The sequence below is a fragment of the Paenibacillus profundus genome (genome assembly GCF_021369635.1).
GTDB lineage: Bacteria > Bacillota > Bacilli > Paenibacillales > Paenibacillaceae > Paenibacillus_B > Paenibacillus_B profundus.
Genome location: NZ_JAJNBZ010000035.1, coordinates 1 through 26,296, shown reverse-complemented (window position 1 = coordinate 26,296; position 26,296 = coordinate 1). Strand labels below are relative to the sequence as shown.

Here is a 26,296-nt window from a genome sequence, read left to right as displayed (position 1 = left end):
AGGTCATACAATTAGTATTTGGCATTCGTTCATTTTTTTATATGTGAGTTAGTATAGACAAAAAAGTTGTAAACGTCAAATAGCAGATTGTCTAAATTACGTTCTGGCTTAACCGCCAAATACGCAAGTCAGAATGTTATTAAAGCTATCCTTTTTCATGGCGCTGCCCAATTAATTGACACTGACGGTCAACGTATGCTTGCCTCAGCTCCTTTGTAAGTAGATGGCGTGGTTTCTTTTCCTGTAAGTTTGTTACCCGTTGCAATATTCCTCCTAATTTTATTAAGTTACTACGATTTCTCTTAGCTTTGTAGTGACTATTTAACAGACAGTTTCCTTCAATAAGCAGGGTTTCATGTTATCTATAAAGAATTCATATTTATCTAATTTGAAAGCGGTGATTTTGTGGATTTCATAACGAAAAAAGGTGAATTTTCTACGATGGAACAATTAGTGGGGTCTATTGACAAAATTCCTAAAAAACAATCTACCCTGTTAATTGGAATAGATGGTTGCGGGGGTTCAGGAAAAAGCACATTAGCACGTAAATTAAAAGAAGAATGTTCTGATGTTACGATTGTTCATATGGATGATTTTTATTTGCCTTCAGCTCTAATTCAAAATACTCCCCCAACCAATAAGCCTGTCGGTGCAGATTTTGACTGGAAACGAGTATTAAGTCAAGTGCTTGAACCCATTAGCCAAGACAAAGAAGGTCATTATCAACGATACGATTGGGAAACAGACTCTTTAGCAGAATGGCATACGGTTCCTATTGGGGGTATTGTGATTATAGAAGGTGTTTACTCCATTCGAAAGGAACTAGCAAATAAATACGATTTTACGATATGGGTTGATTGTCTGAGAGAAATAAGACTTGCAAGAGGTGTGGAAAGAGACGGAGAAGCAGCTCATGATATGTGGGAAAAGAATTGGATGATTGCTGAAGACATTTATATGGAAGAGCATAAGCCAATTGAAAGAGCAGACCTTGTGGTTGATGGAACGAATTAAAGCTAATATGTCATCCCCCCTACTTCATTTCTTAGAATCCTGTACATCTCAAGACGCCGAAATCTTTAATCATACATTGAAATGTTGCTGCTCAAGTTGATTCTGTTCGTCGAATTGCCGCACAACCTTATCAGATAACGAGGCAATGTTACTCCCGCCAAGGCCCCCCGCCGGAAGCAGGGAACCGAGCGACGAGTCGTCTGGTGAAGTCACGCGGATACGCCTTAATCGGTCCATAGGGAAATGCTCGTTCGGCACCTCCGCAAAATGCGTGAATTGCTTGCGGCTCTCTGCCGGGAGCAGCGCGAGCGCCCGGTTGCTTAACGCCGCTTGCTGGAGCGTTGCTTCCGTGTGCGCTTGCAGCGGATGCTGGTTCATGCCAACATGCAAGGTAAGCTTCTCGTTGCTGTAGCCTGAACTTAATTGAAAATGTAAGGTTTTTACCATTGACATACTCCTTTTCAACATCTATATCAGCGATATTTAACTACGAAAACATATTATTGGTAAAACGAGTAATTTATTCCTTAAATTATTGTTTCATTATAGAAAACCAAAGTTTTGAATGGCACAACGTTATGGACATTACAGTATAAAAAAAACCCAATCTCTCAATATAATAAATGAGAAATTGGGATTTATTTTAACAGTTGTAACACTTAAACCTACCTATCATATTGCTCTTAGTTAAAAATTACGTAATTACTTTTATGAACTGCTGGACAGTCATGTTGATATAACGTTTTCTTTCAACTGGATCGGTTTGAAACCTGTCATACAACAAAAAATACATGACTAAACCCGTCTGGACATTGCGTATAGCTAAAAAAAGATAGTCATCGTCCTTCGTTATCTTTTGTTTCAATAGATGATGTAAAAGCTGTAAGCCCTCTTCAATCGTCAGGACAAGTCGATCTCGCACTTTTTGATTTCGTTGTGCTTCTCCGAAAAACATGACAATAAGCTCTTTTTTTTCATGCAGCATGTCTATTAAATTTGTGAAAAACTCATTGAGCACCACATCTAAAGATTGATCCAGCAAGAAATTCGTATTTGCAGTATTTTTCAAGTCATGATTAAGGGGGTGTTTCTCTAAAATGGCCCAAAGCAATTCTTCTTTGGAATTGAAGTAATGATAGATTAAACCGTCTGTGACTTCTGCTTCACGTGCGATATCTTTAGTGGTGCTTGAGTCAAAGCCTTTTTCAGAAAAGATTTTCAATGCGGAATCGATCAATTTGTTCTTGGTTTCAAACGCTTTTTGTTGGCGTAGAGTGTTTTTTGTCATTTGCAGCTCCATATTCGCAATAAATCAAAATTATTGCTTACTCATTTATTAACAAGCTAACAAATCATCCTGTGCCTGTCACTTTTCCATCCGACACTAAATGCGTTTTGCTTGGCAAGCCAACAACACGTTTCCCCCTTATCGTACCCGGTGCACTATGCCTGTTGTGCCATTGACGATAACCCGATCTCCATCAGAGAGAACTTTGGTGGCGTTTCCGCATGCCATGACAGCGGGAATACCGTATTCTCTTGCTACGATGGCCGAGTGGGATAATACTCCTCCCGTATCTGTGACAACGGCAATAATGTCCTCCAATTCATTTACCGGCAAGTAATACAGATCCCGTGTATGCCGTATTTTCCCTTCTGCCACAAGCCTTGCGGCAAGCCGTTCGGCGCAATCCCGAAGGATCGCCACAATCTCTTCGTACATATACAGCGTAGCCTCTCGGGCAATCCAAAATCCTCTGGTCATATCCAGCGCCCGTTCAAACGTTTCAATCCACTGTGGCTTTTTCAGCATCTGAACGATCTCCGCCCGGATGCGATTATATTCGTTTGCTCATTCCTTCTCATCGTCAACCAGCTCCTCGGTATGTTGGACCAAGGAATGAACCATGCTTAACACGTTGTCAGGTTCATCTTTCCATGCCGGATAGCTCGGCTGCGGTTCCATTCCTGATGCGCATCGACATCCATGTGTGTCCATGAAGCGCTCGATCTCCGCCTTGAACGCAGGGCAGTGATTGTCATTCATAATAGACTCGTGCATACGCCAAACGGCTGCTTATCCAATATCTCCAGGACAGCTGGACTAACCGCCGCAACTCTAGCGAGTCCCCTCATGTCCCGGTTGACAACAGCGGTTTTATAATCCAGAGCCTGCAGCAATTTCTGCTTCATCAAGGATGCGGGTAGGTAATATCTATAGGTATCTCCACACCTAATTCTTTGGCTACCCGCCTCACTCCGGCAAGAGCCGGAATAAGGCTGTGATCGAAATCGAAAGGGCGCAGCGGCTCGGGAAAATGATCGATGAGTACATGCAGAAACCTCTTGCGAGCAAACTGCGGAAGACGCGCTATCAACTATAGCGAGGAAGCTTATTTTACAGACCCAAGAAGAAGTAGTGGGGACCAAATCAGGATAATAGTATTAATTTTGCGCAGATGATTATTAATCGATTATACCTATTAATTTTTTTTATTTCTGGCCGATTATATAAATGACTCGACTTTTGCAGCTTAAATTACTGAATAAGCCAAGCCCTTTGATATAACGAGAAAAAGTGGCGATCCATTGACGTTCTTGACTCATAAGGGCGCAGAAATTTACGCCAAGCAAATCGAGAGTGATTCAAAAAGAGATACATGAATAATTATTCGGGGAGGTTTTAAAATGGTTCATAATTTAGGATGAAGTACAGCGCAAGCTGGCGCCACAAGCCAAGGCCTATCCCAAAGTCTAAATCCAGATAAGAGTAGAAAACGACTGCAAACTTTATTAGATTACTCACCCGTTCTGCGTGAGGGATGGGAGCACTTACAACATGGTATGACTGCTCTCCAACCTTTGCTGTTGCAAACCTGAGGTTGAGCGTGGTTAGAGCAAGGAGAACCGATGGGGCACGATGCGTAACTGGAAAGATGAAATTGTAAACTATCGGCACTGCCGATGGACGATTGCAACTGTTGAAGGCTGTCATAATCGCAATAAGGCTTAGCAACAACGACATTACTTCACCGAAATCGTATTCGGTATAAAGACGGAATTCCCTCTGAAATGTAACCGCTTACTTTATTATCTCAAATATTATCATTTAAGGAAGGGAGTTATCTTTTATGAAGAAAACATCAATGTTGTTAATCATGTCGACAATTTTAATTTTATCTTTGGTAAGTGGCTCAATTATTTCAGCTAGTCCTTCAACTTCTGTAGTAAACGAGTTAACTGAAGCTCAAAAAGCTCCTGTAATGATGGCATACTATAGAACATGGCGTGACGTAACCATGCCTCATGATGCAAATTCAACTCTACCATACCCTAATGTGACAGCTATGACAGACATTCCTGAAGAAATCGATATCGTTTCCGTCTTCCACTATGTAAAACCAGGTACAGATGAACAACTATTTTGGGACACGCTTCGTGATACGTATGTGCCTATCTTGCACGAACGTCAAACCAAAGTGATACGCACTATAGATATAAGGGAGCTATATAACGTACCTAGTATTGGTACAATGCCCACATCCAAAGAATATGATGATCATGCGCAATCCTTAATAGATAAATACTTAACTCCCTACAATTTAGATGGCTTAGATATTGATATGGAGGAAACTTTAACTCAAGAAAAAGAAACAAAAGCTTTTGGTGTTTTTGAAGCTCTGTCTAAACGGTTAGGACCAATGTCGAATAGTGGCAAGCTACTTATCTATGATACACACAAAGACAATCATAGTCTATTCAAAAAAGTAGCTCCATTTTGTGATTATTTGTTTCTACAAGCTTATGGCAGAGATCCTGGTAGATTAGATAGTACATGGGCAACTTATAAAGATACGATCTTCCCTGATCAGTTTCTTCCGGGGATATCTTTTCAGGAAGAATTAGGTACAAATTGGGGTGATACTCAGGAACCATTTGAAACAAGTAGAACTTACAAATATGCTGTTTGGCAACCGGAAGATGGTCCTAAGGGAGGAATGTTTATCTATGCCATCGATAGAGACGGAAAAGAATACGGAGACAATACAATTACTGAAACAGACTTTAGTTGGACAAAAAGATTAATTGATGTCTTGAAAAATAACTAAATACTTCCCAAAAAGCTGTCTATAAAAAAAGACGGGGGTGTGATCTTGCCCCCGTCAAGTAGACAGTATTAAAACTGAAGTAATAATTTTGTCTGAAACCTCTCATTGTTAAAAAATAGATATAGGCATCCATATCTTTCTTCAATTGCTCGAATGTATTGCACGGGTCTGTCAAGGATTTTGTGTAAACTCATTCATACGAAGCTCTCAAACGTTAAGAAAGCTGTCGAGAATTTCTCGGCAGCTAAGCTGTATTGGCGTTACTTACAATCTTTTTTGTGGTCTTTGTGGTCTTTGCAATCATCTTCATCTTTATGGCCCCATGGCAATGGAACTTGCTGCTTTTGCAATACTTTTACGGTTACGTTCATAACGATTTTTTCGCGCACTTTTTCGAACGTCTTCTCTCTGCGAGGCAGATCATCATCGAAGTCGAAGTCTTCGCCAATGTCGAGTTCATGGAATCTGACCTTTACCAGTTCGCAGAAAGGCTGCTCGTTAAAGAATACTTCGTGACTGAACAATGTTTTATCAAGTCGAGGCGACATTTCGTCTTTACCCAAGAACTCGAACTCTTCTACTCTTTCGGAGGTAAGCTCTGGCTTCACTTTGCCGAATTTGATTTCGGTGACGCATTGGAAAGGAACGTGCACAGTCGTATGAAGAATTCTTCCGCAAACAGCAGTAGCCGTAGGAGATCTGTCAGCCGTGGCATATTCAATATTTTTGCGGATGAATCCTCTGAGGTACAATTTGGCTCTGGTCACCCATTTGCCATGGAAATCGGTAGGAACCAATTTGCACTGTTCCAAAAACACTTTCTTCTTGATACGTTTAATTTCCAAGGCAGGTTCATCTAAGCTAATCAGGGCCTCCACGTTGACTTGAACTTCGCGCTCTGCCAATACTACTGGAACTTTAATCGTGGGCCAATGCGGATCGTGTTTTTCGTTATCGCATTCAGCCAGTGTAGTTGATTCGACAACGCGGCAATCTCGATCATTACAAGACATGTTTCATTCCTCCTCATAAAAGCTGCTTAATCATGGTGTTCCAGTATTATACTATTACGGGAAGGTAGATTTGCGTTGGCGCTTGTCTAAATATCAGCCTCTTTTCAGAGTTTGGGCCATCCTAGGCAGAACGCTTAATGTCTTAATTCGGGAGATTGAAAGAAGCAACACTTCCGCCAACGTGCATACCGTGCAGCATCGGTGAAATTCGGGGATAAATCCGGCATTAATTTGAAAAGAAAATGATACCGTTGCAGTCTTGCCGAAGTAAACGCCCAGACTTTATTGTCTGGGCGGATAATGAATAGCTTATAGATTTAATTGCTATTGTTCTGTTAGTACAGCTATTAAGTATAAATAACATGGTTTCCATAGCTTTGAAGGAGCAATGCTCCCTGTGGATATTGGATTGGATATTCTTAGTATGCTGCAATGTTTCCTTTGTACATATTGCCCGCCGGGATTCTCGTATTTTGCGTCGCCGATGCGCTTGCGTTGCCGTATCCTGCAACGACGTAGACCGCAGGGTCATCCAGATGCAATGTATTGTTGATGAACTTGTTGTTGATTCCCCAGCCGGCGACGATCTGATGAAGCTGAAAAGCGTCGACAATAATGCTGTTGCTGTCTTGATACCCGACATTGTTACGGATAACGGCCTCGTTGCCCTTCACATCAATGAAGCTGTCGGCATAGTTTTTGCCGCTTATTCCCTCCCCATAGAACGTGCAATTCTCTACAACCGTGCCGAGCGTTCTTTCCTTAATATCGATATGCTCCGCTGTCACGTGAGGGCCAATGACCACATTGCGAATCGTATTGTAATGTGTGGCCTGGTTGTAGCTGGCTCCTTCGGCGGAACCAACGTACACCCCTTCGCCATACCCTGGCGATGTTCTTCCGGTATGATGGATATTCGAGTTTTGTATGGTGCTGTAAGAACTGCCGTCCCGGAAATGAACGCCCTCAGAGCCGATGTTGTACACTTCTACATTCGTAATGAGCGTATGGTTCGAATGATCCAGTATGATGCCTTTCTGGGCGTTCGTAAATTGGAGATCGCGAACATTCCAGTAGTCGCCGCGTACGCGCAGGCTGAACCCTGAGCCTGTGGAATGGCCCGATAACACGGCCGGATTGGCGGGGTCCTCACTTTGGATGATGATCGGCTGCTCCGCTGTTCCATTCACGTCCGAGGAGAAGCTGCCCTTGTAAGTGCCGGGCGCGAGCACTATTTTATTTCCTGGCATCACGTTCTTCAGAGCGCTGGAAAGGCAGGAAGCCGTGCTGCAAGAAATCGCATTCTTGCCTGTTGGCGTGCCAGAGTCAGGCTCTTGAACCGCCCATTGCGGCATTGCTGCAGACTCCTCTCCTGCGGAAGCGCCGCTTACACTCCCTGCAAACGGCACTAAGGTGATAATTAACAAAAAAACAAACCAAAGTGCCGCCGTTTTTTTCAGCTTGGTTGCAAAGCGTTCTGGATTACTCAATTGTCATCTCTCCTTTTCTTGTCATTTTCTTCTGAGGTTGGGTATTGTGCGGCAAGCGCTTTCAACCATACTTATAGATTCATTGGAATGATATAAGCGTCAGTGTTTTTTAATCCAGTTAAAAATCGATCAGTTGATTAATAGTTCCACGAACAGGCACTCGTTCGAATTTCCAATCTTGAGGAAAAATACGCATAGGCATCCCGCTTACAGGTCGCATCATTAGATTGGGACTAATTTTTGCATGGTGAACAACGGAGAAACGGTACCGCATAAGGAGTACGGCAAGGACAATTTTCATTTCCTGCATGGCAAAGCCCCAGCCGATGCACATATGCGGTCCCGCACTAAATGGCAAATATTCAAATGGAGTTCGTTTGATAGTGCTCCAGCGTTCGGGTATAAAACGATTTGGTTCGTCATAAAGTTCAGGCATTCGATGCGTAATCAGTTGACTGAAGAAGACATTTGTTTTTTCTGGAACGGAGAACCCCCCCAGTTCACACGAAGAAGCAGTTATCCGAACACCAACACTCGCAGGCGGCAATAAGCGCAAGCTTTCTTTCACCACTCCTTCAAGTAACGGCAATTTGCTTAGTTTATCCAGACTCAGTTCATTTTCAATTTCTTTCAGTTCCTCCAAAAGGTTGTATAGGATGTCTGGGTGTTGGCTCAGCAGAAAAATGGTCCATGTCAGTGCATTTGCTGTAGTTTCATGGCTAGCGATAAATAAGTTGAACGTATGACCGATCAATTCTTCATCAGTTAGCGTTGTGCCATCCTCATCATGAGCTTTTACAAGCGAGGCAAGTACATCGGTGGCGTTTCGTTCTAATCTTTTTTGTTCAATCATCGAACGAATATGTGTATTCAGTTGCTCGGCATTGCGCAAGGCCCGATGATACGGTGTATACGGAAAGTTAAAGGGTGCGAGGGAGACCAGTAATATCGATTTGGTCATTTGTGTGATAAATGTGCCTATTCGATTCAATTCTTCTTCGTTGTACAATCCAAAAAGCGTTTTGACTGCAATTCGTTGCGTTAATTTCTTCATTTCCAGATTCAAATCAATTTCGGCTTTATCCTGCCATTCATCGCTTAACTGTTTAGTAAGTCTGAACATATCTTTACTGTACTGCAAGACTTGTTCGTGATGAAAAGCCGGCTGCATAAGACGACGATGCTGTTTGTGTTTTTCTCCTTTCATTAATGACAAGTTGTTAAAAAACATCCGCCCCATAACCGTATCTTTAGGCATCCTTACAAGCGCTGTGCTAATTTCGAAAAATTCCGGATTGGTAAGGATTTGACGGTTCAATTCAGGTCCAAATGCAAAAACTTGCGTAGGTCTGTCCCCCTGTCCCATAGCAACCAAGTTGCCATACGTATGATACAACCAACGCTGGAACATTAACGGGCTGCGAAAAAAATGGAACATATTCATTCTCCAACCACCTACAGAACGTGGACCAGGAATCTGTGTGACGGGTATACCATTATTAGCATCCATATTCACACCTCTTTTTTATAAAATGAATTAATATCATTCATATTCTTCATAGTAATCCATAAATCCTATGTAATTCATGGCTGGGCTTATGGGGCCAATAGAACCACGCTGCATCAAGCAATTTGATAGGAACCAGCTCTTTACCTGCATATACCTTCCAAGGAACTTATAGCACGACTGAATCTGAGCTGCGAGAAGCGCAGAGAAATACGCCGCAAATATTTTTAAAGAGCTTTAAAGAGAATAGAAATAACAGAGGGCCGCAGTATGCTTTCAACTGCGGCCCATCATTATTGCGTCGCATATCGCCGGTTTTCGTCGCTCTTCCCGTTTACTTGAGCATGATTCTGGCGACGGCGGCTAGATCCTGAATGTCGATTTTACCGTCTCTATTGACATCCATATGCTTCACTTGCTCCCAATCCAGACTTTGTTTGGTTTTACCGTAATGGGAGGCAACGATGCCCAGATCGCCGACAGTGACTTTATCGTCCCCATTATAATCGCCCGGTATCTTTGCCGTCACCTGAATTGTCTTAGAGGAAGGTGCCGCTTGCGTTTCAGTTCCTTGCTCATCTCCCAGCACAGCGCTAGAGATTGAAATGACGCCTGTGGCAGACTGGGCATCCTTTTTCGCTTTAAAGGTAAACTCCACCAGCTCCGCATTGCCAGTGACCGCATGCCCGGCACCTTGGCTGGCCATTATCACACGAAGCTTGCCGGCCGTTTTCTTGTCGATTTCGACAAGGCTGATTCCGTCGATGACGGATCTCGCTGACACAAACTCCATGAAAGCGGAATCATAATCGAGTCTGATATCCTGACCATATACAGCCTGCGTGACACTTGTCAGACCGTACGTAACGGTAAACTTCTCCCCTGCCGGGACGGAGCCGGCACCCGCCAAGACCGTCTGAACCCCTGCCGGCATGGAACCGATCGTCACCGTTATCTTGGCGATATTGGAATCAGCCTTGCCGTCATTCGCCTTGAACGTGAACGTATCCGTGCCCGTCTGCCCCGCATTCGGCGTATAGGTGAAGGCGCCGGTAGCAGCATCCGTTATTTCCGCCTTGCCTTTTGCGCTCTTCTCCACAATGCTGTACGTCAGTCCATCCCCGTCGGCGTCGCTTGCCGCCAGCTTACCGCTGATTGGCGTATCCGCTGCCGTGCTGAATGCAGCATCCGCCGCTACTGGAGCCTTATTATCCGCAGCACTTCCTTTTGCAAATTGGTAGAGCTTATCATACAGTTCCCGTATCTCTGGATCTTTGCTTGCTGCCGCATCATGCAATATAGTGCCGCTGCCTTTATAATACGCTTTATAAGCATGATCCTTAAAACCAAACTGTTCCCCGGCATCGAGGTATTCCAAAAATCTCTTGCGGAACGCCTTGTCTTTCAACATCCGGTCGTCGAATTCGAGCTCTACGCCCATACCGTACCGCTTCGCAATATTTGCCGCATCCTTGAGCCGATCCATATTCAGCTCTTCAAAGTAATAGTTCGGTTGGAAGGCAGACGAGTCGAATCCGACATCTTTCCACATAAAGCTTTTATAACTCAGGAAGTGAGGGATCCAGAATGCCTTCAGCCCCTGAGCGTGTACGAGACCGTTGACGAACCGAAGGAACTCCGGTCCCGACTTGCTCGTGCTTACTTGCTCATCCAGCCAATACAGGCCGACAAGCTCAAGATTGGAGTAGCTGCTCGTGTTCCAACGCTGCATAACCTCTTGAATCCACCAGCGGATGGCTTTTTTCCTATTGGCCATAGCCGCTTCTTCGCCGACCTCGCCAGCGTTAAAGTTCTCCGAGACCCCATCGCCATCCACATCACCAAAATTCGATAAATGCTCCCCCGGATTCGGTATCATCATGACGACCTTTACTTTATGTTCGGGCTGCCCCAGCTTCTCGCCAACTTCCTTGGTCGCCTCATTCACCTGATACATATCACCCTGATCGTTGAACGTCTTATCCAGATACCATTTCCATTCCGACAGGTTCGTTTCTCCATTGCCAAAATCATGTCCTTGCGGAGTCAGCAAACCAAGCATCAAGACGCCGTCAAAGAACCAGTCGGCTAGTTTTCCTTCCTTATTGACATAGCCAATCTCAGGAATCAAATTTTCCTTCGTCAGCTTCGGGACGTCAGAATAATAGCCGTTGTATATGAGCGACAAGTTGCGTATTCCTGCTGTGGGCTCTCCCGGCTGCAAATAATGGAACGTTTCGGAAGGCACCTGCTTCGCGCCCTCTGCTTTGCCATCGGCTCCCCAGACCTCAATTTCATCGATGAAGGACCATGCTTTCGGGTGCATGGAGAACGTTACTTTGACATAACGGGCATAAGCCATCACCGCATCAGAGCCGGCTGTTGGAATTCCATCCTTGCTTCCGTCCCACACATAGTACTGGTCAACCGGCGGTCCATCTACCCACAAATGCTCAGTCGCTCTATGAGCTATCGTACCCCAATGCTCCTTATCGTCGGAGACGTACACCGATACGGTCAGCGGGAAGAGAATAGCCGAAGAAGGCCAATCTTGCAGAAAATGTGCTTTTACACTAGAGATAGATTTGCGCTCACCGAGATCGAGCACGATTTCACGAGTTGTCTTGTGCAAACTCCCGACCCATGCCGGATCCAGAACGTTCAAGCCGCCAATCTTTCCATCCGTAAGCTTATTCCCGGGATCCGGATAACTGGATTCCGGCGCCTCCGACCATTCATAGCTAGCCTCCTTGGCAAGATTGCGAAGTTCCGGTTGATTCTCAGCCGCATGCGCATTGGGAATCGCAGTCAACATCATCACCATGCAAACGGTTAGGGATATCCATCTTTTCATCAAGTTCATCTTTTTCCCTCCTGAGTCTGGTTTACAACCTCCGTAAAATTATTAATTCCCTCCTTAGCTATGATTTCGTTGCAATGATTGATTAAGCTTGAAGAAAGCGTCTTCAATGTAACATTAAGAGACCTGTTCCTCGATTCAAAGAGACAATTCATGACTTTTATATACTTTTGTTTACCTTATCCCATTCCCCGTGCCGAAAGACGCCTGTCATTCAAATAAGTTGCTCCGGGAAAAAATGTGTTGCCAAGGCAAAACCCTTAAACCGTTTGCACACGGAATAATATCCACAAAAAAAACTGCCCCATTCAAGTAGGAAATCTACTCTAGAGACAGCTTTCTTCATTCTCTTTATGTGCCAGCCCATACATCTTTAGCATAACGCCCCTCTGTTTGAAGGTTATCCAACCAATCTTTTGCTTCTTCGTGACCTGCACCATGTACAGTTCGATATGCTTGTTGTAATGCAGACTCAACATCCGGCGCCATTCTGGCGCCATCTCCGCATACATAGATCCGCCCTCCTCCAGCAAGGAGGTTGATTACATCTGATGAATTCTGTTCTAGCAGATGCTGCACATAGGTTTTGGGTGTGCCTTCCACGCGCGAAAAAGCAATGTGAAGAGTAACGATTCCGTCTCTTTCATATTGTTCAAGCTCTTCCCGATACATAAAATCAGATTCGTTCCGGCATCCGAAATAAAGATGTGCTTCACCAAGAGCGAATCCTTCCAGCTTCAATGCGTCACGTGCCTGTAAGAAGCCTCGAAAAGGCGCTACTCCTGTCCCGGGACCCACCATGATAATCGGAGTTGCGGGATCATCGGGGAGCTGAAATCCGGATTCCGGTGTGCGAACGAACAAGCTCGGCAACCATCCCTAAAGGGCTAAAGGGAACGCGGAGTTCATTACAAAAACAAATCGGATTGCTAGCCAATACGCGTATAATCATCGCACTCTTCATTCCGGCGTTAAGTATTGGAGCGACATATACCGTATATACATATTTAACCCCTCTGCTGCAAGAAGTGTTCTCTGTCCCGGACCGGTATATTAGCCTTGTATTTTTACTTTACGGGGTTGTATCCGTCTTCAGCACGTTAATTGGCGGGAAATTGGCAGCCCGCAACGGGATTGGAAAGCTGCGGTATGTGTTTCTTATTCAAGCCGCCATACTCGCGTCGCTTTATGCTTCCTCCCATTCGATTGTCGCGGGACTGATTAGCATTTCATTCATTGCGCTAGTCGTGTATACGATGAACTCCACTATGCAATTGTATTTCATTGATTTAGCCGATAAACATTTTCCGTCTGCCAAAGATTTGGCTTCATCCTTAACTCCCGTATCTGTCAATGTGGGAATCGCGATTGGATCGGCGCTGGGCGGATTTGTCACGACGAACATGGAACTAATCGATGTTTCCTGGGTTGGGGGGATCGTAGCGATCGCTGCATCATTGCTGACCTATATCAGCTATCGTTTAGACCATAAAGCTTTGCTTCCGCATGAAAAGGAAGTTTTGTTCATCAGGAGGTAAATTAGATTCCGACTATATAAATGATAACCCGCTGATCTACACCTCGACGGGTTATTCTCCCTTCAGCACTTAAGCTTCAGGATTACAGGAAAGATTCCTGAATTGTCAGCTTAAAACCACTCTGACTCGATTAGACTTCTGTAATTTGATGTTTATTGGATTACATATCATGCAACGAGATTTTGTCCAACTCTTTCTTTCTTTTGACTTTTACGGATTCTCTTCCTTTAACCCATGCGAGTAATAAAATCGCCATACCGCCAAGCGCTGCCAAAATCATTGAGACTTCTTTACCTTCGTTAAATACTCCTGATAACTGCCCATATACAAAAAACGAAATATAAATCCCTGGCAAGATAGCTCCCCAATATGCGTTATGTCTTCTGGACAGGTAATATTGAATTCCTAGTATGGCTAGTGCACCTAAGAATTGAATCACATGAAGCATCAATCATCATCTCTTTCCTTTTTATATTTATCGATAATTATTTTTGCTACTTCTAAGCTAATTCGTTCATCAATTACTAAATTTTTAATCATATTAACGAACTCTACTTCGTCTTCTTTGCTATGCAGTTCAATTTTTTTTATTAGCCTATCCAACTTAGCCCTGACCGTTGGATAAGAAACGTCATACAGTTGGGACATATTCTTTAGAGAACCCGAATTGATAATAAACTTCCTTATAAATTCAAGGGACTCCTTATCCAAAGCTAAAATCCAAGACGGGATTTCTTCACGCTCCATTAACTCCCCTCCTTTTTTAATTATATTAATCTAAATATTAATTTTATTCAAGTTTATTTTAATTATATTCATTATTTGTCTACATACATCGTATTAACAGGCATTTTGGAATAAACTGGCTTCTTATTCGTCGGAACAGACTAATATAAAACGCTTTCAACCAGCGGCCAGCCTCATCTTTTTACGACTTTGGAAACAAGTTGCAATGCCGTAAATCTTCGTTGACTTCCGCCCAAAAGTGCTGATAACATACATGCATATCACACAATAACCAAGTTGTCCTATCGGATTTAAAACAAGCAAGCGCGAGCAAATACTATGCTGCGTTTGCCGCACGGAGCGTCTCCGCTTGGAATCGGAGCGCTGCGAAGAGAGGAGTCATGCAAGATGAGCAGTCGTCAATACCGTAAAAAGATTATTCTATGGGTATTCATCGCAGCCATGAGCCTGACCGCTGCCTGTGGAGGCGGGACAGCCGGAACGAAGACGGGCGGACCAAGCGGTACAGCCGCCGCCGGGACAGAGCCTGTCGTGCTCCAAAACGTATCCTACGATCCGACGCGCGAGCTGTACGCGGATTACAACAAGGCGTTTGCGGCTTATTGGCAGGGGAAGACGGGACAGTCCGTGACCGTGAAGCAGTCCCATGGCGGCAGCGGCAAGCAGGCGCGTTCCGTCATCGACGGGCTGCAGGCGGATGTCGTCACGCTGGCCTTGGCCTACGACATCGATGCCATTCAACAGGCGGGACTTATCAAGGAAGGCTGGCAGACGCGCTTGAAGGACAACAGCGCACCTTACTACTCCACCATCGTCTTCCTCGTGCGGAAGGGCAATCCGAAAGGCATACGCGATTGGAACGACCTCGTGCAGCCGGGCGTCCAGGTCATCACCCCGAATCCGAAGACCTCCGGCGGAGCGCGCTGGAATTACCTCGCCGCCTGGGGGTATGCGCTCGCGGCGAGCGGCGGCGATGAGGAGCAAGCGAAGGAATGGCTGCGCGGCCTCTACGGCAACGTGCCCGTTCTCGATTCCGGGGCGCGCGGAGCAACGACCACCTTCGTGGAACGCGGCATTGGCGACGTGCTTATCTCATGGGAGAACGAAGCATTCTTGGCGGCGAATGAGCTTGGCAAGGATGAGTTCGAGATCGTTGTGCCGACCGTGAGCATCTTAGCGGAGCCGCCGGTGGCCGTCGTGGATGGAACCGTCGATAAGCGGGGAACGCGCAAGGTGGCGGAAGCTTACCTTGAGTATTTGTATACCGAGGAAGGGCAAGAGATAGCCGCCAAGCATTATTATCGGCCGCGGCTCGAGAAAGTTGCTGCTGAGTACGGGCAGCGCTTCCCGCAAGTGAAGCTGTTGACCATCCATGATCAGTTTGGCGGCTGGGCCCAGGCGCACAAGAAGCATTTTGCCGATGGCGCTTTGTTCGACGAGATCTATAGACGTTGAATCTTCGGAAAAAAAGGAGGCTGCAATGCCCGATGACTGCCACACCAACCCCAAAGCGGGCGCCGCATAAGGGCAAGTCGTATGCGGTCCTCCCGGGATTCCGCATCACGCTCGGGTTTACGATCGGCTATCTGTCGCTGCTCGTGCTCATCCCGCTGTCCGCCGTCGTTCTGAAGTCGCTTGAATTGAGCTGGGACGGCTTCTGGGCAACCGTCTTCGATGCCCGCGTGCTTGCAGCTTACCGCATCAGCTTCGCGACGGCGTTAGCGGCCGGACTGATTAATGTCGTATTCGGCTTTATTGTCGCTTGGGTGCTGGTGCGGTATTCGTTCCCCGGCAAGCGGCTGCTTGACGGCATCATCGACCTGCCGTTTGCGCTGCCGACCGCGGTGGCGGGCATCGCGCTTACGTCGATCTACGCCGAGAACGGCTGGATAGGCCGCTGGTTGTACGCCATCGGCATCCCGAGCGCTTATTCCGCAGCCGGCATTGCGATCGCCCTGACATTCATCGGCCTTCCATTCGTCGTGCGCACGGTGCAGCCGGTGCTGGAGTCTTGGGAGACAGACGTCGAGGAAGCCGCCGCCACGCTCGGCGCGAAGCGGTTGACCGTCTTCCGCCGCATTATCGTGCCACAGCTGCTCCCGTCGCTCTTGACGGGATTCGCGCTAGCCTTCGCACGCGGCATCGGGGAATACGGCTCGGTCGTCTTCATCTCCGGCAATATGCCATATAAGACGGAAATTGCGCCGCTGCTCATCATGACCAAGCTGGAGCAATACGATTACGCGGGCGCCACGGCCGTTGCGCTCGTTATGCTCATTCTCTCCTTCCTGCTGCAGCTGCTCATCAATGCGCTGCAATGGAAGGCTGCACGCCGCATGACATCGCCATGAACCGTATGACGGAGCCATCGGGTCTGACTGCTGTTGTCCGTCAACCGTTACTATCAACAATAAGGAGGATTGACGCATGGCCGGTTCTCATTCCTATCCCGGCACCACTTCCCCGCCAGCCCGCGGGACGGCCCGCAAGCTTGCACCGCGCGCCGGCTGCACGACCGAATCGCCGCTCGCCCGCCGGCTGCTCATCGCCGTTGCGCTCGGCTTCATCGGGCTCGTCCTGCTGCTCCCGCTCGCGGCCGTATTCGTGCAGGCGTTCAAGCGGGGAGCGGATGTCTACTTCGCGGCGCTGACCGAGCCGGACGCTCTAGCGGCTATCCGGCTGACGCTGTTCACGGCGCTCATCGTCGTGCCGCTGAATACGATATTCGGTATAGCCGCCGCGTGGTGTCTGACCAAGTTCGCCTTCCGTGGCAAGCAATGGCTCATTACGCTCATCGACCTGCCGTTCGCCGTATCGCCGGTTATAGCGGGCTTCCTCTTCATTCTGCTGTTCGGCGCGCACGGCTGGTTCGGTTCGTGGCTGGCGGCGCACGATGTGCAGATCGTGTTCGCCCTCCCCGGCATCGTGCTAGCCACGCTGTTCGTGACATTCCCATTCGTGGCGCGAGAACTGATCCCGCTCATGCAATCCCAGGGCACGCTTGAAGAAGAAGCGGCTGCCACGCTCGGCGCCAAGGGCTGGAAGATGTTCCGGCACATCACGCTGCCGAATATCAAATGGGGGCTCCTATACGGCATCGTCATCTGCAACGCCCGCGCCATGGGCGAATTCGGCGCCGTATCGGTCGTCTCCGGCCATATCCGCGGCGAGACGAATACCCTGCCACTGCATGTGGAAATCCTCTACAACGAATACCAGTTCTCCGCCGCGTTCGCCGCAGCCTCGCTGTTGGTCGCCGTTGCGCTGCTCACCCTCACGGCGAAGCAGTGGCTCGAGCGGAAGCGTCTCTGAACAGGGATCGCCCTTTCTCCTTAAGCGGTTTAAGCGGCAGCGACCGCCGCACCGCAAGGACCGAGGGCGATCCTTTTAAGCGCGGCGCAGGCCATGAAAAATAAAAGCCACTTGTCACTAATAAGCCCCTAATTATGAAACATTTCGTAATATGTGGAGACAAGGTGAATAGATAGTCCAGCTTACTCACTAGACTTAAGTCTAACAATAGACTAAACCATAGACGATTCTTTGGAAGAATATACCTCATTATAATTAGAACAGTATACTAAAACATTATATGAGGAGAAATTACAGATGAAGAAGTTTAGTCTTTTATTCGTAGCAGCAATCATTTTTCTAATGTCAGCGGTACCCGCTTTTGCGAAAGAAAAGGAGAAGACCGCTAATCAAGAGCTTGTAAACGTTCGAGCGTTTGCAAAGCTGTATGGATATGTAAGGTTTTTTCACCCGAGCGATGAGAATGAGAAAATCGACTGGAATCGATTTGCCATTCATGGCGTGAGCAAAGTAAAAACTGCAAAAACGAAGGACGAATTAACAACAACGTTACGCGAGCTTTTTTACCCGATTGCTCCGACGATGCGCCTCACGAAACAAGACGACGCAACTCGGCTCAGCCCGCCTAAACAAGCAAAAAATTTGACTGCTTGGCTTCACATTGGCGTCGCATTGAACAATCCTGGATACAAGAGTTTACGGATACTATCTGACGATGCTAGCAAGATTAAATTTATACTCGGTGGAATAAAGTTCACGGATCGAGTTTTGCAGGCAGGAGAAACGATTGTCCAACAGATTACTCCGGATGTATACGCACATATCCCGCTGGTTTTATACCGAGACGATAAGGGAACGATCGGCGCAACACAGGAATCGACACGTGCATTGAAGCAGCTTCAACAGCATCTTGCGCGAATCGATTTAACAAAAGATCCATTAGATGATGAAAATGTCCGCTTAGCAAACATTGTTATAACTTGGAATATTTTTCAACATTTTTACCCTTATTTCGATGTAGTCAAGGTCGATTGGGAGCAAACGTTAACGAACACATTGCAGCAAAGCTTGAAAGACAGCACGGCAGATCAATTTTTTCAAACATTGAGACAGATGTTAGAGAAAACGCAAGATGGGCATAGCTTAGTTAAACATATAAGTCAGACAAGTGAACAGGCATACCTCCCTTTTACCGTCCAATGGATTGAAGAACAAGTTGTGATTTCAAATGTAAAAGAAGGCATTGATCTGAAACCGGGGGATATCATCGTAAATATTGATGGGAAGAGCGCCACAGCTTATTTTAAGCAACTGGAAAAATATATTTCTGGCACAATGCAGTTAAAACGTTGGGAAGCTACCCAACAATTTGTGGCTGGGAAGATCGCAAAGGAAGCAAAACTGACTGTTCAACGTGGGGAAAGCAAATTTGACATTTCTATTCCTTACTCGGACAAAGGTAAAGTGGTCGATGAATTTATTCGCCCTATCTCCATTAATAAAGTCGCAGACGAAATATATTACGTCAATACAGCACAGGTAACACCTGACATGTTTAAGGAGAAGCTAAACGAGCTGACAAATGCTAAAGGAGTTATATTCGATTTAAGAGGCTATCCTACTCAGAACGAATTTATTCACTCCGAAATGTTGTCTTATTTAACCGATCGGCAGATTACAACGGCAAAATACGATAAACCTATATCTCTATACCCGGATCGCGATCAAAGAAATGATTTACTAAATTTACAGTCGTCTATTGAACCTTTGCAACCAAAATTTAAAGGGAAGATTGTATTTCTTACATATGGCGGCTCCTATAGCTTAATAGAAGCGGTAATGGGTGTCGTTGAACATTATCGATTAGGAGAAATTGTCGGAGAAACGACGGCAGGCGTAAACGGGAACATTAACAATATTAATTTACCGGGTGGCATTGATATTCGATGGACAGGAATGAGAGTATTGAAACATGACGGCAGCCAACACCACCTCGTTGGGATTAAACCTACGGTACCGGTCGAACGGACGATTAAAGAGGTTCGTGAAGGGCGTGATGTTTATATAGAAAAGGCAATCGAAATCATTAAAGCCAGAGCGCACCTAAACTAATCATGATTGACACCACGTCATTAACTCCATGGCATCTCCTCCTTTAAAGGAGGCGAGACGCCCACAGTCTATCGATATCCGTGAACTCATCGGAATAGGAATCGGATTCATAGACTCATTAATACGAAAGTCATCCTCTCTGAACCTTCAATGAGGGTGACTTTCTTGGCTTCTCTCTTAATCATTGCGCGGGGTTTATCGTGCTCCGCAAAAATAATAAATCCTAAGTACGAGGTGCTTGCTTTTCCAAATAAGAATGTTCAGGTTCATGTATACGTTCTGTTATTCAGATACACAAATAAAGAGAATAAGAGTAAAAATAAAACAATTTTACTTTTTAATCCTTTTTTAAGTTCTTACTTGAACCCTCCACTATAGATATAAGGTGTACAGTTAAATTTAACCCCTTATCGAAAAAGCAAGGAACGGTGTAACACTGACACCGCTCCTTGCTTTTTCTGTTTCTTAAATTAGAATTTTACCTTTGACACTAGACTACAGACCGAATATTCGGTCTGTTTGAGGACAAAATGAATTATTCAGGAGGTTGAGTCAGAGCATTGAACAAGAGACAAGCTTCTTCTTTGCGGGTGAGAACATCGGTAGAACGGAACTCAATGGTTCCATCTGAAAGTTCTCTAATATCAGGTCCATAGAATTTGAGCCTTGCCATTAATTGTACAGCTTTAAGGGCCCACGAATCCGTTTTACCGGCAATTTTAACTTTTTCATTCCCGTTCTCGGAATATTTGGATGAGATGACACGCCAGAGGATAAGCGCTGCTTCTTGACGAGTAATCTCCTTGTCGGATTCGAATGCATGATCCTCAGTACCCACAACGAATCCGAGTTCTTTCCCGGCCTGAATATAGGGTCCGTTCGGATCGTTCACAGCATCCTTGAATTGAATTGGATTTTTACTTTCAGACACCCCGGACATGGTAAGCAGATTGCGTACATACTCCCCTCTCGTTACTCCCTGCTCCGGCAGGAAAGCTTGGGAGGCGTCGTCATCGTACAATCCGACTGATTGCAGGCCAATGATATAACGGGCATACGGATGGTTGGAATCCACATCCTTGAATCCTTTTCCCACTTCCGCCTTGATGGAATAGTCCCCTGTCGATTCGCTCAGTTTCATATAGACACGGCCGTTCGGATCTTTTTGGAATGCGGTGAACATTCTGTTATCACTAATATACAATCCGGGCGCAACCTGTTTCATCGTTTGTTTCCGTTGCAAAGCATTATATGCGGACAACTTCCCGTCTTCCGAGATTGAGACCGTGCTAACCAATCCTTTGGCTCTTAAATTAATATATAGACCGGAATAATCCTGCTCGGGAGCAGCCGGGACGGTGTGCTGGAGAACGGCTGGCTTCCCGTATTCAGGGAAAAAGGAGTCCATGAATGCAGTATATAAGGAATGTTGAAGTTGGCTCGCTTGATTGCAAACGAAAAAGACGCCTAAACGCTGTTCTGGAATGAACCAAATGTAGGCGCTGGAATCAAACAACCCCCCCTCTTTGGTGATAACCTTATCGCTGCTCCCTGCTCCAGGCAGTGGCACCGCAGCTTCAAAACCGTAAGTCGTATCGGGAAGCAGCGGATGTATGGCCGAACGATAGATGCTCATTTCCTTTACGGAATTAGTGGAGAGGATACGTCCTTTCTCGCTGGCGTTTTCATCTAAGAAAGCAAGCATGAATTTCCCTACGTCTTCCGGAGTCGACAACATGCCTCCGTCTGGCATTACCGTTGGTGACATGGCGTATATGGGTACAGGGTTTCCGCTCCCATCATATCCTGCCGCGAGCCGGTCCTTTACATTTCCCTTTAGCAAAAATCCGCTTGAATTCATTCCAAGTCCCTTGAATATGTTTTTATCCATATACTCTTCAAACGGCATTCCGCTTACGCGTTCTACAATATATCCCTGAAGCATGGAGGCGAAGTTATCATACATATAGCTAGTTCCTGGCTCCCGGACGACGGGAGGCATCGTTTCGCGGATATAATCCTTTAAAGAGACGACCTTGTCAAAATCATAATACACGTCTTCGTCTCTTACCTCGCGATTCTCAAAGCCTGTCGTATGCGTTAATAAATGTTCTATGGTTACAGGTGTAGAAAAGGGGTTGCTCAGCGGTAAGTCTCCGATATAGCTGCGGATATCCTGCTTAAGATCAACAGTTCCTTGTTCAACGAGCTGCATTAACGCTACTGCTGTAAACGACTTCGAGACCGAGGCTAATCGGAATACCGTCTTTTGTACATCGACGGGTGTCTTCTTGTCTTTATCAGAGTACCCATAGCCTTTCTGAATTACCACTTTACCGTCTTTCACTACTACTACGGCTGCTCCGGCATACTGTGCTTTACTCTCGGGACTAGCAAAAAAACGGTCAAAAAACGCTTCGGCCTCGTGAGTGTTTAAAGCCGGCGTGGAAGCAAGAGAAGACACTGGCGCGGAGCTGAGAGCGGCGTTCACTGGCTGAGTATGCGCCACTAAGGGAGATGCCAGCATCGCGGCACCAAGAGTTACCTTTGTTATTTTGTTGATAAGTAAGGAATTCCTTTTCTTTTCCGGTAATTTACTCATTTTTCATCTAACTCCTTTTTTTTCCTTGTATCTTTGTCATGTTATGAACCTTTCAGTCCCATAGTCGCTGTCATTGGGAAATGAAGCGTTCCATTTGATTGTTAGGAACCTACTGTGGAATAATCACCTCTCCCCTTATAACAAACCGAATGTTCGGTCTATTATAATTCGAAAAAAATAGGATTCTTTGATTTTCAGTTGACCTAAGAACTATCCTTCTAATTCCTTTTAAACAAACAGAACGTTCGGTCTGTGAATAATATACCATATTCCTTATTCATTAAGCAACTAATCTCCCCCCTCAGTGGAGTGAATTCAAGCGCCTTTGCGTGTTGGCACTCCCCCTTCGTCATTACAGTGTTTGGCTTTAATAGTAATAAAAATATTTACAAATGCCCGCGTAAAGGAGAAAACGTGTGAAAATGAAATGGAATTTCGTCTGTATGGGCTTTCCTTACTCCAAGAGTCGTTTTGAGTTAAAGCGCATTAATGTTTATAATAATTGAGACTTCCGTTTACTTTTTCTTAGTTTTATCCACTCACTGTAAACGCACCCATTCCATAACCCAACGCCTGCCGCAATCTATTCCAATCTTAATATCTGCACTAATATTCTCCCCAAGTGATTACACTCGATGCATTAGTTTAAGCGTGTATATATTCATGCTGATCCCAGAGCATTCCCCTTTTTGTCCGGTATAAGCTCAAAAATTGAGTTTATATACCATTTGTCATCTCAAATGGATAGCTAGTCAAAATCGTAAAGAAGGAAGGTGGGATGAAGCCATTAGCTGGATGCAAGCAAAGAAGGGAATACCTTGTCAAATCAAACCTAAAGGAGGAAAATGATGTTGGCATACAATCGTTTATCGATTCAACTCATGCAGAAGCTGTTAATCGCAAGTGGGGTGATGCTGGCTCTCATGTTCGTGATGTTGGTCTTCTCCAGCAAAGCTTATGCCCACGGCTACATTGATTCGCCAAGCAGCCGCGCGGACTTATGCGCCAAAAGAGTCAATAAGAATTGCGGCTCCATTATTTACGAACCTCAAAGCTTGGAAGCATATAAAGGCTTCCCTGCTGCCGGACCGGCAGACGGAAAGATCGCAAGCGCCAACGGGGCTTTCCCAGAGCTCGACCAGCAATCGTCAACCCGCTGGAGCAAGGTTAACATTTCTCCTGGTACGACAACTTTCCATTGGACGATCGAAGCCAACCATGCGACAACGAGCTGGAAGTATTACATCACGAAGCAGGATTGGAATCCTAATGCGCCGCTAACCCGCGATTCGTTCGATCTGACTCCGTTTTGCAACGTAGACTACAAAGGAAAGCAGCCGCCTCACTCCTACTCGGATACCTGCAATGTGCCAAGCCGGACTGGATATCAGGTCATTTTGGCGGTATGGGAGATTGCAGATACTGCGAATGCCTTCTACAACGTCATCGACGTTGACTTCGGCGGCGGCTCTCCTGTGGACACTATCCCGCCTACGGCTCCAACCAACCTAGCTGTATCGAACATCACAGCCACAAGCGCATCCTTGACTTGGAACGCTTCGACCGATAATATCGGTGTAACCGATTACAAAATTTACAAGGGCTCAACCCTGGCAGCTACCACGAATGGCACCACACTAACTTACAATCTCACCGGACTGACGGCTAATACTTCTTATACTTATACGGTTCGCGCGGTGGATGCTGCCAACAATATATCCGCCAACAGCAATGCCGTCACATTCACGACCCAAGCGCCACAGCCTGATGTCGTACCGCCAACTGCACCAACTTATTTATCTTCTTCCAACATAACAGATGCAAGTGTAAAGCTATCATGGGGCGCTTCTACAGATAACGTTGGCGTTGCAGGCTATCGCATCTATAACGGCACTGTGCTTGTGGCCACAACAAGCGGATTGACTTACAATGTGACCGGATTAACGCCGAATACCTCGTATACATTTACAGTGATTGCTTTTGACGCAACTGGCAACGTATCGCCTAGCAGCAATGCCGTAAGCGTAAAGACAGCCCCAGCCCCAACCGTTGCTCCTTGGGCTCCTAATACATCTTACACGGCTGGAGCGCTCGTCACATATGACGGACAGACGTATGAAGCACGTGTAGCACATACGTCACTAGTTGGCTGGGAGCCGCCTAATGTTCCTGCCTTATGGCTGCTGAAGTAAAGATAGCTGATAACGGGATAGAAATTACATCGGTTGGCATTGTTTTTCATATAGCAAATGGTGTGTGGAAATATCACTAATGCCGATTATGGAGATTTAGAGCGAAAAAGCAAGGAACGGTGTAACGCTGACACCGCTCCTTGCTTTTCTGTTTTCATAAATTAGAACAATGAGAATTTTCATTTACGTCAAAGTGGTCAAGACTCTCATCTGGTGAGCAGCGGAATTACGGCACCGCCAACGCCGCCGGTTCATTAGAGAAAAGTTCTCTTGCCCTCTGAATCTTTGATTAAATGAAACGAATTAAACAATCTCCCCTGTGTATTTCGTTCCTATAAATTCATCAAAGGACGATTAAAGTCAGCCGCATCGATGCAGCTGACTTTGTGCTGTGTTATTCTGCTTCCATCTTACGAGGAACCATTAAGGCTGACGGCTGTATATTCGGGTCCATCCAATTCGTAATCAGACTCTTCGTGTAAGTCAGATCCTCTTCATTCGGAAGGTAGTACCAAATGCCATCATCCATACGTTCACCTTCACCAAGCAGCATGTAACTGCTAATCGTTGGAGCCGAGCCCATTTGGAACATTTGCTTGGCAAGATCAATAATATAACGCGGCTTCATGTCCGTCTTAAAGTTCTTGCCCATAATATCCATCAACATGGGGAGCTTTGCAATCTGATCGAGCTCGAGCACGCGATCCTTAAACGCTTCTAAAAAGATACGATTGCGTTCTGTGCGATTAAAATCGGAATCCTCGCGGTAACGCACAAAATACAAGGCTTCTTGACCGCTATAGATCGGCTTGTTGGCATCGACACGAAATTTCTCGTGTGCTGCTCCTTTATTGACGATATCCTCTTTAATCGGCAGTTTTACACCGCCCACTGCATCAACCACATCTTTAAACCCTTCAAAGTTAATCGTCGCATAGTGATTAATCTCATGATCAAGCAGCTTGCCGACGGTATCCATACTCATCTTAGGACCGCCGATCACTTTGTCTTTTACGCTGCCGAAAGCAAATGCATGGTTAATCTTATCCGTTGTGCCATGCCCTACAATCTCGGTGTATGTGTCGCGCGGTATTGAAACTAAGAGCACCTTGTTGTCCTTCGGGCGGATAATTGAAAATATGATGGTGTCCGAGCGTCCGATCTCATCTTCGTCGCGTTGGTCAACACCTAGGAGAAGAACAGAGAACGGCTTTGTAATTTCCCGGTCCACTGCCGGCTTGCCGTCAATCGGTTTATACGAATCAGACAGCTTGATTTCTACTGTGTCGGATAAAAATATATCAAATGCAAACATAGCTAATTGCTTCTGGAAGATAAAGCCGCTGAGTCCGAGAATAAGGACAACGCCTAGTATGATCCACCATTTTTTAGAGGTGTTTTTACTTTTTTTCGTTTTTCGTTTTTTCATTTTTCCCACTTCTTCCTCTGAGATTATTGAATCCATCCCTTTGATATCCCAATAAAAACATAATGAACACGATGCCGAACCCTTATCAGTGGTTTTCGACGATCGCCAAACAAAAAAGCTCTCCTAACAGAGAGCTTGCGGATATCACCTGTGCAATTGGATAGACAACTCACTTTTTTTTCCTGCGCCCAAGGTCCATTCCAGAATGATATCAGAGACACCATACTTGTTAACATCCGCAATCCCCACGTAATCTAAGCTTTGACACTCCACACGGCTAAAGCCGTGGGATTCTTAGCTAGTTGGTGCTTCCGCTGTCCATTTCTGGTTTGGAAAACTGCTAAGTTTAGGGCTGTGCCATCAGCCCGTCC

The 26,296-nt window shown here is 45.8% G+C and carries 20 protein-coding genes and 1 pseudogene; 8 read left to right on the top strand and 13 right to left on the bottom strand.

What is annotated here, in order from left to right:
• The first annotated feature begins 441 nt into the window (after positions 1-441).
• Positions 442-1,014 (top strand): uridine kinase family protein, encoded by a 573-nt coding sequence (locus LQV63_RS26270; protein ID WP_233698894.1) that lies wholly within the window; start codon positions 442-444, stop codon positions 1,012-1,014.
• A 69-nt stretch (positions 1,015-1,083) separates the two neighbouring features.
• On the opposite strand, the gene LQV63_RS26265 is transcribed toward LQV63_RS26270, so the two are convergent.
• The 4 genes from LQV63_RS26265 to LQV63_RS26250 all read right to left on the bottom strand — a co-directional run bounded on the left by LQV63_RS26265 (position 1,084) and on the right by LQV63_RS26250 (position 3,061).
• Positions 1,084-1,461 (bottom strand): hypothetical protein, encoded by a 378-nt coding sequence (locus tag LQV63_RS26265; protein WP_233698893.1) that lies wholly within the window; start codon positions 1,459-1,461, stop codon positions 1,084-1,086.
• 247 nt (positions 1,462-1,708) lie between these two features.
• Entirely contained in the window at positions 1,709-2,302 is a 594-nt protein-coding gene (locus tag LQV63_RS26260; RefSeq protein ID WP_233698892.1) for a TetR/AcrR family transcriptional regulator, read from the bottom strand.
• A 138-nt stretch (positions 2,303-2,440) separates the two neighbouring features.
• Positions 2,441-2,827: a PEP-utilizing enzyme gene (locus LQV63_RS26255; RefSeq protein WP_233698891.1), complete on the bottom strand. Its 387-nt coding sequence runs from the start codon at positions 2,825-2,827 to the stop codon at positions 2,441-2,443.
• 39 nt (positions 2,828-2,866) lie between these two features.
• The gene (locus LQV63_RS26250) at positions 2,867-3,061 is read right to left on the bottom strand and encodes a hypothetical protein (RefSeq protein WP_233698890.1); all 195 of its coding nucleotides are present in this window, start codon (positions 3,059-3,061) and stop codon (positions 2,867-2,869) included.
• Between the two features lie 1,084 nt (positions 3,062-4,145).
• On the opposite strand from LQV63_RS26250, the gene LQV63_RS26245 reads away from it, so the two are divergent.
• Positions 4,146-5,123 (top strand): EndoS/ChiA family endoglycosidase, encoded by a 978-nt coding sequence (locus LQV63_RS26245; RefSeq protein WP_233698889.1) that lies wholly within the window; start codon positions 4,146-4,148, stop codon positions 5,121-5,123.
• A gap of 260 nt (positions 5,124-5,383) precedes the next feature.
• Here LQV63_RS26245 and LQV63_RS26240 read toward each other — a convergent pair whose 3' ends face one another.
• The 5 genes and pseudogenes from LQV63_RS26240 to LQV63_RS26220 form a co-directional block, all read right to left on the bottom strand.
• Entirely contained in the window at positions 5,384-6,136 is a 753-nt protein-coding gene (locus tag LQV63_RS26240; RefSeq protein ID WP_233698888.1) for a CsxC family protein, read from the bottom strand.
• Positions 6,137-6,555: 419 nt separating this feature from the next.
• Complete coding sequence (locus LQV63_RS26235) at positions 6,556-7,626, bottom strand: chondroitinase-B domain-containing protein (protein WP_233698887.1); 1,071 nt, start codon at positions 7,624-7,626, stop codon at positions 6,556-6,558.
• Positions 7,627-7,744: 118 nt separating this feature from the next.
• On the bottom strand, positions 7,745-9,136 hold the full coding sequence (locus LQV63_RS26230; protein WP_233698886.1) for a cytochrome P450: 1,392 nt from the start codon (positions 9,134-9,136) through the stop codon (positions 7,745-7,747).
• A gap of 331 nt (positions 9,137-9,467) precedes the next feature.
• On the bottom strand, positions 9,468-11,996 hold the full coding sequence (locus LQV63_RS26225; protein ID WP_233698885.1) for a DUF4855 domain-containing protein: 2,529 nt from the start codon (positions 11,994-11,996) through the stop codon (positions 9,468-9,470).
• Positions 11,997-12,344: 348 nt separating this feature from the next.
• A pseudogene (locus LQV63_RS26220) lies at positions 12,345-12,857 on the bottom strand (NADPH--cytochrome reductase); the annotation flags it as partial.
• Between LQV63_RS26220 and LQV63_RS26215 the strand changes: the two are divergent.
• Positions 12,806-13,531 (top strand): MFS transporter, encoded by a 726-nt coding sequence (locus LQV63_RS26215; protein ID WP_233698919.1) that lies wholly within the window; start codon positions 12,806-12,808, stop codon positions 13,529-13,531. The pseudogene LQV63_RS26220 and the gene LQV63_RS26215 overlap by 52 nt on opposite strands.
• Positions 13,532-13,691: 160 nt before the next feature.
• Here the strand turns inward: LQV63_RS26215 and LQV63_RS26210 are convergent, their stop codons facing one another.
• Together LQV63_RS26210 and LQV63_RS26205 are read right to left on the bottom strand one after the other, a co-directional pair.
• The gene (locus LQV63_RS26210) at positions 13,692-13,979 is read right to left on the bottom strand and encodes a hypothetical protein (RefSeq protein WP_233698884.1); all 288 of its coding nucleotides are present in this window, start codon (positions 13,977-13,979) and stop codon (positions 13,692-13,694) included.
• A complete protein-coding gene (locus tag LQV63_RS26205; RefSeq protein WP_233698883.1) occupies positions 13,979-14,278 on the bottom strand; it encodes a DUF2089 family protein in 300 nt (99 codons plus the stop codon). The genes LQV63_RS26210 and LQV63_RS26205 overlap by 1 nt, the downstream gene beginning before the upstream one ends.
• Before the next feature lie 387 nt (positions 14,279-14,665).
• Between LQV63_RS26205 and LQV63_RS26200 the strand changes: the two genes are divergently transcribed.
• From LQV63_RS26200 to LQV63_RS26185, 4 genes are all read left to right on the top strand, one after another.
• Entirely contained in the window at positions 14,666-15,733 is a 1,068-nt protein-coding gene (locus LQV63_RS26200; protein ID WP_233698882.1) for a sulfate ABC transporter substrate-binding protein, read from the top strand.
• A gap of 32 nt (positions 15,734-15,765) precedes the next feature.
• Positions 15,766-16,629, top strand: coding sequence for a sulfate ABC transporter permease subunit CysT (cysT, locus tag LQV63_RS26195; protein WP_233698881.1), 864 nt, complete (start codon positions 15,766-15,768; stop codon positions 16,627-16,629).
• A gap of 76 nt (positions 16,630-16,705) precedes the next feature.
• A complete protein-coding gene (gene cysW / locus LQV63_RS26190; protein WP_233698880.1) occupies positions 16,706-17,590 on the top strand; it encodes a sulfate ABC transporter permease subunit CysW in 885 nt (294 codons plus the stop codon).
• 297 nt (positions 17,591-17,887) lie between these two features.
• Positions 17,888-19,702, top strand: coding sequence for a S41 family peptidase (locus LQV63_RS26185; RefSeq protein WP_233698879.1), 1,815 nt, complete (start codon positions 17,888-17,890; stop codon positions 19,700-19,702).
• A gap of 535 nt (positions 19,703-20,237) precedes the next feature.
• Here LQV63_RS26185 and LQV63_RS26180 read toward each other — a convergent pair.
• Positions 20,238-22,304: a serine hydrolase gene (locus tag LQV63_RS26180; RefSeq protein WP_233698878.1), complete on the bottom strand. Its 2,067-nt coding sequence runs from the start codon at positions 22,302-22,304 to the stop codon at positions 20,238-20,240.
• Between the two features lie 848 nt (positions 22,305-23,152).
• Here LQV63_RS26180 and LQV63_RS26175 point away from each other — a divergent pair.
• Complete coding sequence (locus tag LQV63_RS26175; protein WP_233698917.1) at positions 23,153-24,496, top strand: lytic polysaccharide monooxygenase; 1,344 nt, start codon at positions 23,153-23,155, stop codon at positions 24,494-24,496.
• Positions 24,497-24,890: 394 nt separating this feature from the next.
• Here the strand turns inward: LQV63_RS26175 and LQV63_RS26170 are convergent, their stop codons facing one another.
• Complete coding sequence (locus LQV63_RS26170) at positions 24,891-25,925, bottom strand: LCP family protein (RefSeq protein ID WP_233698877.1); 1,035 nt, start codon at positions 25,923-25,925, stop codon at positions 24,891-24,893.
• Positions 25,926-26,296: the final 371 nt, after the last annotated feature.

What these genes read in the sequence shown, in the direction of transcription:
- LQV63_RS26270 (WP_233698894.1), top strand. Translation starts at nt 442, where the DNA reads ATGGAACAATTAGTGGGGTCTATTGACAAAATTCCTAAAAAACAATCT.
- LQV63_RS26265 (WP_233698893.1), bottom strand. Translation starts at nt 1,461, where the DNA reads ATGGTAAAAACCTTACATTTTCAATTAAGTTCAGGCTACAGCAACGAG.
- LQV63_RS26260 (WP_233698892.1), bottom strand. Translation starts at nt 2,302, where the DNA reads ATGACAAAAAACACTCTACGCCAACAAAAAGCGTTTGAAACCAAGAAC.
- LQV63_RS26255 (WP_233698891.1), bottom strand. Translation starts at nt 2,827, where the DNA reads ATGCTGAAAAAGCCACAGTGGATTGAAACGTTTGAACGGGCGCTGGAT.
- LQV63_RS26250 (WP_233698890.1), bottom strand. Translation starts at nt 3,061, where the DNA reads ATGAATGACAATCACTGCCCTGCGTTCAAGGCGGAGATCGAGCGCTTC.
- LQV63_RS26245 (WP_233698889.1), top strand. Translation starts at nt 4,146, where the DNA reads ATGAAGAAAACATCAATGTTGTTAATCATGTCGACAATTTTAATTTTA.
- LQV63_RS26240 (WP_233698888.1), bottom strand. Translation starts at nt 6,136, where the DNA reads ATGTCTTGTAATGATCGAGATTGCCGCGTTGTCGAATCAACTACACTG.
- LQV63_RS26230 (WP_233698886.1), bottom strand. Translation starts at nt 9,136, where the DNA reads ATGGATGCTAATAATGGTATACCCGTCACACAGATTCCTGGTCCACGT.
- LQV63_RS26225 (WP_233698885.1), bottom strand. Translation starts at nt 11,996, where the DNA reads ATGAACTTGATGAAAAGATGGATATCCCTAACCGTTTGCATGGTGATG.
- LQV63_RS26210 (WP_233698884.1), bottom strand. Translation starts at nt 13,979, where the DNA reads ATGCTTCATGTGATTCAATTCTTAGGTGCACTAGCCATACTAGGAATT.
- LQV63_RS26205 (WP_233698883.1), bottom strand. Translation starts at nt 14,278, where the DNA reads ATGGAGCGTGAAGAAATCCCGTCTTGGATTTTAGCTTTGGATAAGGAG.
- LQV63_RS26200 (WP_233698882.1), top strand. Translation starts at nt 14,666, where the DNA reads ATGAGCAGTCGTCAATACCGTAAAAAGATTATTCTATGGGTATTCATC.
- cysT (WP_233698881.1), top strand. Translation starts at nt 15,766, where the DNA reads ATGACTGCCACACCAACCCCAAAGCGGGCGCCGCATAAGGGCAAGTCG.
- cysW (WP_233698880.1), top strand. Translation starts at nt 16,706, where the DNA reads ATGGCCGGTTCTCATTCCTATCCCGGCACCACTTCCCCGCCAGCCCGC.
- LQV63_RS26185 (WP_233698879.1), top strand. Translation starts at nt 17,888, where the DNA reads ATGAAGAAGTTTAGTCTTTTATTCGTAGCAGCAATCATTTTTCTAATG.
- LQV63_RS26180 (WP_233698878.1), bottom strand. Translation starts at nt 22,304, where the DNA reads ATGAGTAAATTACCGGAAAAGAAAAGGAATTCCTTACTTATCAACAAA.
- LQV63_RS26175 (WP_233698917.1), top strand. Translation starts at nt 23,153, where the DNA reads ATGTTGGCATACAATCGTTTATCGATTCAACTCATGCAGAAGCTGTTA.
- LQV63_RS26170 (WP_233698877.1), bottom strand. Translation starts at nt 25,925, where the DNA reads ATGAAAAAACGAAAAACGAAAAAAAGTAAAAACACCTCTAAAAAATGG.